The following is a 7,228-nucleotide window of genomic DNA, read 5'->3' as shown; positions in this document are numbered from 1 at the left end:
GTCGTGGACACCTTCCCCCAGGACAGCCATCCGCCGATCGTTTATCCAGTCGCGCTGACCGCCTCCTCGACCAACACGGAGGCGAAGGCGTTCCTCGATTTCCTCTCGACGGCCGACGCCGCCAAGGTGTTCGAGGACGAAGGCTTCACGGTGCTGAAGTAGCCAGTTCGCATCCCCCGTCTTGGATTCGGCAGCCGCCTATACGTCGTCCAGATCCGACTCGAAAGCGATCAGCTCGGCGCGGGCGGCCTCCGCAGCGCGGTCCTCGATGCGCCGGTAGGCCGCGACCAGCGCGCGGCCGAAATCCGTGAGCGCCGCGCCGCCGCCGTGCGCACCGCCCGCCGCCGTCGTCACCAGCGGCCGCTTGAACAGCTTGCCCATCTCGTCGACCAGAAGCCACGCGCGCCGGTAGGACATGCCGAGGTCACGCGCCGCCGACGAGATCGACCCCGTTCGCCCGATCGCCTCGAGAAGATCCGCCTTACCAGGGCCGATCTGGCGCTCCGCGGGAAACACGATCCTGAGCCGCAGCGACGCGCGCGACAGCGGCCCCTGCTCCGCGAGCGCCTTGCGCCGCGCCCCGGACGCATCAGGTTTTCGTTTTGCTTTCATCGCGCCATCGCCATCGTGACGGAATGCCCTCTGCCCGTTTCCGTAGTAGGTTCTACAGTGTGCCGCGGATGGAAGCGAGAGCCGGCGCGAAGGAGGGCAGGGGGTGGTGGAGGCATCGACCGGAACGAAGGTACTGGATCATTTGGCGGCACGCGCCGTGCGCCGCTTTCCCCTGCCCGACGGCGTGGCACCGACGCTCATTAACGTTTCGGAGAACGCCACCTACCGCCTCGACGATCCGGCAACGGGCGGCCGCTGGGCGCTGCGCATCCATCGCGAGGGCTACCACTCCCGCACCGCCATCGCCTCGGAGCTGGCCTGGCTCGCCGCCCTGAGGGAATCCGCGGCCGCCAACGTCCCGTCCCCCATTCGCGGACGCGATGGCGAGTTCATTCAAACAGTTGCGGCGGACGGCCTCGCACAGCCGCGCAACACGGTGCTCTTCGCCTGGGAGGCGGGCGCGGAGCCCGCCGCCAACGACGCGGCAGGATTCGAGCAGCTCGGCGAGACCACCGCCAAGATGCACGCCCATGTCCGCTCGTGGAAGCGCCCGCCCTGGTTCGAGCGCCACACGTGGAACTTCGACACCAGCCTTGGCGCCACGCCGCACTGGGGCCGTTGGCGCGACGGCATGGGGCTCACACCCGAAATCGGAACAGTGCTGGCCGAGACGGTCGCAACCATCGAGCGCCGCCTCACCCGCTTCGGCACCGGGCCGGACGTGTTCGGCCTTGTCCACGGTGACATGCGCCTCGCCAATCTCCTGATGGACGGCGGCACCGTGAAGGTCATCGATTTCGACGACTGCGGCTTCTCCTGGTTCCTTTACGACTGCGCCACCACCGTCTCATTTTTCGAGGACGCCCCGGAGGTGCCCGAGCTGATCGCCGCCTGGGTGCGCGGCTACCGGCGCTTCGGCAACCTCTCTCCGGAGGAGGAGACCGAGATCGCCACCTTCGTCATGCTGCGGCGTATCCTACTGGTGGCGTGGATCGGCTCCCATTCCGACACCGACCTCGCCCGCTCCATGGGCGTTGCCTACACCGAGGGCACGGTGCCGCTCTGCGAGCGCTATCTCGTCCGCTTCGGCGAGGCGACCCGGCCGGCACCGGCCAAGTCCTGGGCCGGCCGCCTCCTCGGCAAGCTCACTTCAGCGCGTCAAGGCTCTCCGGCAGAATCTGCCCGCCATCGACAATGATCGTCTGGCCGGTGATGTAGGCCGCCTCCTTTGAGGCGAGGAACAGCGCGGCATAGCCGATGTCCTCCACCGTGCCGAGCTTCTTGAGTGGGATCGATGCCGCCATCGACTGCAGATACTCGTCGCCCATGGCGATGAGGCCTTCGGTGAGGATGTTACCGGGCAGCACGGCGTTGACCGTGATCTTGTGCTTCGCAAGCTCGAGGCAAGCGGTCCGAAGGAAGCCGAGCTGGCCCGCTTTGCTTGCCCCGTAGTGCGTCCAGCCGGGAAATCCGGTCACCGGCCCCGTGATCGACGACGTGACGACAACGCGCCCCTGGTCCGACGCCTTGAGGTACGGCAGGCACGCCTTGAGCGACAGAAAAGTGCCCTTGAGGTTGGTGCCGAGCACGTGGTCCCAATCCTCCGGCGACAGCTCCTCGATCGTCCCCTGCGGGAAGATGCCGGCGTTGGCGCAGAGAATGTCGATCCCGCCGTGACGCGAATGCGCCGCCTCGGCCATCACCTGCAGATCGCCCATCTGCGTGACGTCGGCCGCGATGCCCGATGCGGTGCCGCCATCCCGCTTCAGCTCCTCAGCCGTGGCCTCGGCCTCCGAAAGGTTGCGCGAAACGACCAGCACCTTTGCCCCGTTGCGCGCGAACACCTTTGCGATGCCCTTGCCGATGCCCTTGCTTCCGCCCGTGACGATGACCGACCGCCCTGCAATTGAACTCAGCATGCATCCTCCCTCCGTGAGCGGGCGGGCGTGCGGACGCACGCCGCCCTGCGTTTATTCGCGAGAAACGATTTTGATGATGATGTAGGATCGACGCAACGCCCTCGTGCGCCAATCTTTGTGCGCGTGTGATGCAGGCCGCGCCCAAGACTTGAGCATCGTGTCCCACGGAGCCGCCGTGAGCGAGACCCAGAAGATCCTTGAGCTGAACGCCTTCGACATGACGGCTGGCGCGAGCGGCCTCGCACCCGCGACCGAGGCGCTGATCCGCCGTCGTCGCGCCGCCTTCGGCCCCACCTCAATGCTGTTCTACAAGCGCCCGCTGCACGTCGTGCGCGCCGAGGGCGTCTGGTTGATCGAAGCCGACGGCACACGCTGCCTCGACGCCTACAACAACGTCCCCTCCATCGGCCATTGCCACCCGGCCGTGACAGCGGCCGTTGCCGGACAGATCGCCGTGCTGAACACCCACACGCGGTACCTTCACGACGGCGTCTACGCTTACGCCGAGCGGCTGCTGGCCACAATGCCGGATCCGATCGCGAACGTCGTCTTCACCTGCACCGGCAGCGAGAGCGCCGACCTCGCGCTGCGCATCGCCCGCAGCGTCACCGGCCGTACCGGCCTGATCGCGACCGAAAATGCCTATCACGGCAACACGCTGGCTGTGACCGAGATCTCGCCCTCGTCCGCCAGCACGGAGACGCCCGCGCCCCATGTCGTGCTGGTGCCGGCTCCTGACACCTACCGCGGCGGAGCGGGCGGCCTCGGCCCCCGCTTCGCCACCCACGTTCGCGAGGCGATCGAGACGTTGAAGGAACGCGGTCTCGCCCCCGCGGCCCTGATCGCCGACACGATCTTCTCGAGCGACGGCATATTTCCCGGAGATCCGGGCTTCCTCGCCGAGGCCGTCGCCGCCATCCGCGACGCGGGCGGCCTGTTCGTCGCCGACGAGGTGCAACCGGGCTTCGCGCGCACGGGCGAGGCCATGTGGGGCTTCACGCGCCATGGCGTCGTCCCCGACCTCGTCGTCATGGGCAAGCCCATGGGCAACGGCTTTCCCATGGGCGGCGTCGCCACCAGGCCGGATCTGCTGGCGGACTTCGGCACACGCAACGGCTACTTCAACACCTTCGGCGGCAACCCGGTCGCGGCCGCGGCCGGCCTCGCCGTGCTCGACACCATCGCCGACGAAGGCTTGCAAGAGAACGCGCAAGACACGGGCACCTACCTGCGCGACGGTCTTTCTGCGCTCGCCAAGGATGCGCCGCAAGTCGGCGACGTGCGCGGCGCCGGTCTCTACATCGGCGTCGAGCTGGTCCGCGATCCGGAAAGCCGCGGCCCGGACCGCGCCGCAGCCGAACGCCTCGTCAATGCCATGCGCGAGCGCAACGTGTTGATCGGCACCGCCGGCAAGTACGGCAACATCCTCAAGATCCGCCCGCCGCTCGCCTTCCGCCGCGAGCACGCCGACATCTTCCTCGAAGCCTTCGCCACCTCGCTGAGCGAAGCGCTCTGACCAATCACGAGAGGACCCGCATGCAGCCGAAGCTGTTCATCGATGGCGCGTGGCACGATGCCGCCGAGCGCGGCACCATCGACGTCATCAACCCAGCGACCGAGCGCGTCTTCGCCAGCATCGCCGCAGGCACGGCCGCCGACATCGACCGCGCCGTGGCCGCCGCCAAGCGCGCCGGACAGGGCCCATGGGCGCGGACGACCGGCCGCGAGCGCGCCGCGATCCTGCGCGCCATCGCCGCCGGCATCGAGGCTGAGAAGGACCGCCTCGCCCGCCTCGAGGTCGAGGACAACGGCAAGCCGCTCGCCGAGGCCGAGGGCGATATCGCCGACACCATCTACTGCTTCAATCTCTACGCCACCTACGCCGAGGAGCTGGAGGCGAAGCAAGGCGAACAAATCGCCGTCCCCGACGATCGTTTCAGGACCACGATAAAATACGTGCCGGTTGGCGTCGCCGGCCTCATCGTGCCCTGGAACTATCCGCTGCTGATGGCCGCCTGGATAGTTGCCCCCGCGCTCGCCGCGGGCTGCACGCTGGTGCTGAAGCCGTCCGAGTACACGCCCATCACCGCGCTCGCGCTGGCACGCATCTGTCACGACGCGGGCGTGCCGCCCGGCGTGGTCAACGTCGTCACCGGCCTCGGCCGCGACGCCGGCGCGCCGCTCGCAGCGCATCCCGACGTGAGCAAGCTCGCCTTCACGGGCTCCGTGCCGACCGGCATCGCCGTCGCCACCGCCGCGGCGAAGGACGTCAAGAGCCTGAGCCTGGAGCTCGGCGGCAAATCCCCCATCGTCGTCTTCGACGACGCCGACCTGGAGCAGGTGGTCGAATGGGTGATGTTCGGCATCTTCTGGAACCAGGGCCAGGTCTGCAGCGCCACCTCGCGCCTCATTGCCCAGCAGGGCATCGCCGGACCGCTCGTCGAGCGCTTGGCGGCGGAAGCGCAGAGGATCAAGATCGGCGACGGCATGGGCGAGGGCGTGCAGCTCGGCCCCCTCGTCAGCCACCAGCAGTACGACAAGGTGCTGGGCTACATGGAGACCGGCAAGCGCGAGGCCACGCTCGTCTGCGGCGGCGGTCGCCCGGCCGGTTTCAACGCCGGCTACTTCGTCGAGCCGACCATCTTCACGAACGTACCGCCGAGCGCGCGCATCTGGAACGAGGAGATCTTCGGCCCCGTCCTCTCCGTTGCCGACTTCAAGACCGAGGACGAGGCGCTGACCCTTGCCAACACCACCGAGTTCGGCCTTGCCGCTGCCGTCATGACCAAGGACCTGGAGCGCGCCGAGCGCGTCGCCGACCGCCTCGAGGCCGGCGTCGTGTGGATCAACTGCTCGCAGCCCAACTTCCTGGAGCCGCCCTGGGGCGGCATGAAGAAAAGCGGTGTCGGCCGCGAGCTGGGCACCTGGGGCCTCATGAACTTCCTCGAGCCAAAGCAGATCACGGCTTACCGCAGCACGGACCCGTGGGGCTGGTATTTGAAGGACACGAAGACGGGCTAGTGTAAGCGTCGAGAACGATTCCAGACCCGCCGCGCGACCGCGGCGGGAACCTCTTGGAACCGACACGCTGAGCACCTGACCGCCCGAGCTGGAATGTCGCGATGCCGAGAGATCGCCACCCTCACGATCTTGCCGAGCCGGACCGCGAAGCGGCGGAGCTGATGGCGTTCCTGACCGATCCGGCGTCCTACGCCGATCGTCCCGACCGCATCGAGACTATCGAGACGCATGCCGCGCGCGTCATCCTGGCCGGAGACAAGGCCTTCAAGATCAAGAAGCGCGTCAAGCTGCCGTTCCTCAACTTCACGACTCTCGCCGAGCGGCAAAGGGCCCTCGCACGCGAGCTGGAGCTCAACCGCGACCAGGCCCCCGAGATCTACATTGGGTTGGTGGACATCGGCCGCCAGCCTGACGGTACGCTCGCCTTCGGCACGGGCGATCCGGTCGAGGCCGCGCTCGCCATGCATCGCTTCGACCAGGAGCAACTGCTCGCCCACGTTGCCGAGCAGGGTCCGCTCCCGCGCGAGATCGGCAAAGCGCTTGCCGACATGGCCGTGCGCTATCACCGCGCGGCGCCGCTCGTCTTGGGTCTCTCCGGCGCGGCGATCATGCATGACACGGTGGCGAACCTGGCCGCCTCGCTCGTGGACGCCGCTCCCCCGGCCGTGCAGCCTCGGGCCGATGAATTTCACCGACGCAGCCTCGCCGAGGTCGAGCGGCTCGCTCCCCTGCTCGATGCGCGAGGACAGGCCGGACACGTGCGCCGCTGCCATGGCGACCTGCATCTCGGCAACATTGTCATGCTCGACGGACGCGTCGTCCCCTTCGATGCGCTCGAGTTCGACGAGCGCCTGGCCACCATCGACGTGCTCTACGACCTGGCCTTCCTGCTGATGGACCTCGACGTACGCGGCTACCGCAACGCCGCCAACGTCGTGCTCAACGCCTATGTCGGCGCCGCGCCCACCGGCCACGAAATCGAGGGCTTGGCCGCGCTTCCGCTTTTCCTCGCCACCCGCGCGGCCGTGCGCGGGCTCGTCGCCCTCGAAAGCGCGCTCCAGAATCCGCAAGGCGATGATACCCAGCACATCGCCCGCGCCACCGCCTACATAACGGCCGCCAATCGTTACCTGACGCCCGTGCAGCCCACGCTGATTGCCGTCGGCGGTCTTTCCGGAACCGGAAAGTCGACGCTCGCCGCGCACCTCGCGCCGATCATCGATCCGTCGCCGGGCGCGCTCATCCTGCGCACCGACGTCGAGCGCAAGCACATGTTCGCCACGCCGGAGACCGAGCGCCTGTCACCCGAGCACTACTCCGAGCAGGTATCGGACAGGGTCTATGCCGCACTCTACGCGAAGGCCGAGCACGCCCTTGCCGCCGGGCACAGCGTCATCTTCGACGGCGTGTCCGCCAAGCCGGAGGAGCGGGAGAGCATCGCGGCCATAGCGAAAAGGACCGGGGCACGCTTCGCGGGCCTGTGGCTCGAGGCGCCGCTCGCAACGCAAATCGCGCGCGTCGAGGCCCGCCGCGGCGATGCCTCGGATTCCGATGCCGCCGTGGTCTGCGCTCAGGCCGAGCGCAACATCGGTCCGCTGTCATGGACACGCATCGACGCCGGCCGCACCCCCGAACACACGCTCGATCAGGCCCGACGCGCCCTCGCCGCACTATGA

7 protein-coding genes are annotated in these 7,228 nt (G+C 68.2%); 5 read left to right on the top strand and 2 right to left on the bottom strand.

Annotation, left to right across the window (positions count from 1 at the left end; genetic code table 11):
- Positions 1–3: 3 nt before the first annotated feature.
- Positions 4–162 carry a substrate-binding domain-containing protein gene (locus tag IT540_RS07990; RefSeq protein WP_291175485.1) on the top strand — a complete coding sequence of 53 codons (159 nt, stop codon included), beginning with the start codon at positions 4–6 and terminating at the stop codon, positions 160–162.
- Between the two features lie 36 nt (positions 163–198).
- Here IT540_RS07990 and IT540_RS07985 read toward each other — a convergent pair whose 3' ends face one another.
- Complete coding sequence (locus IT540_RS07985; RefSeq protein WP_291175474.1) at positions 199–612, bottom strand: LysR family transcriptional regulator; 414 nt, start codon at positions 610–612, stop codon at positions 199–201.
- Between the two features lie 103 nt (positions 613–715).
- Between IT540_RS07985 and IT540_RS07980 the strand changes: the two genes are divergently transcribed.
- On the top strand, positions 716–1,810 hold the full coding sequence (locus tag IT540_RS07980; protein WP_291175471.1) for a phosphotransferase: 1,095 nt from the start codon (positions 716–718) through the stop codon (positions 1,808–1,810).
- On the opposite strand, the gene fabG is transcribed toward IT540_RS07980, so the two are convergent.
- Entirely contained in the window at positions 1,758–2,531 is a 774-nt protein-coding gene (gene fabG / locus IT540_RS07975) for a 3-oxoacyl-ACP reductase FabG (RefSeq protein ID WP_291175468.1), read from the bottom strand. The genes IT540_RS07980 and fabG overlap by 53 nt on opposite strands.
- Positions 2,532–2,706: 175 nt before the next feature.
- On the opposite strand from fabG, the gene IT540_RS07970 reads away from it, so the two are divergent.
- The 3 genes from IT540_RS07970 to IT540_RS07960 all read left to right on the top strand — a co-directional run bounded on the left by IT540_RS07970 (position 2,707) and on the right by IT540_RS07960 (position 7,228).
- Positions 2,707–4,047, top strand: coding sequence for an aminotransferase class III-fold pyridoxal phosphate-dependent enzyme (locus IT540_RS07970; protein WP_291175466.1), 1,341 nt, complete (start codon positions 2,707–2,709; stop codon positions 4,045–4,047).
- Positions 4,048–4,067: 20 nt separating this feature from the next.
- Complete coding sequence (locus IT540_RS07965; RefSeq protein WP_291175464.1) at positions 4,068–5,552, top strand: aldehyde dehydrogenase family protein; 1,485 nt, start codon at positions 4,068–4,070, stop codon at positions 5,550–5,552.
- Between the two features lie 101 nt (positions 5,553–5,653).
- Positions 5,654–7,228 (top strand): bifunctional aminoglycoside phosphotransferase/ATP-binding protein, encoded by a 1,575-nt coding sequence (locus IT540_RS07960; RefSeq protein ID WP_291175462.1) that lies wholly within the window; start codon positions 5,654–5,656, stop codon positions 7,226–7,228.

It is taken from the genome of Hyphomicrobium sp. (assembly GCF_020852195.1).
In the GTDB taxonomy this organism is placed as follows: Bacteria; Pseudomonadota; Alphaproteobacteria; order Rhizobiales; family Hyphomicrobiaceae; genus Hyphomicrobium_C.
Note: the sequence above shows the minus strand (reverse complement) of the source record. Positions and strands in the feature narration are given on the sequence as shown.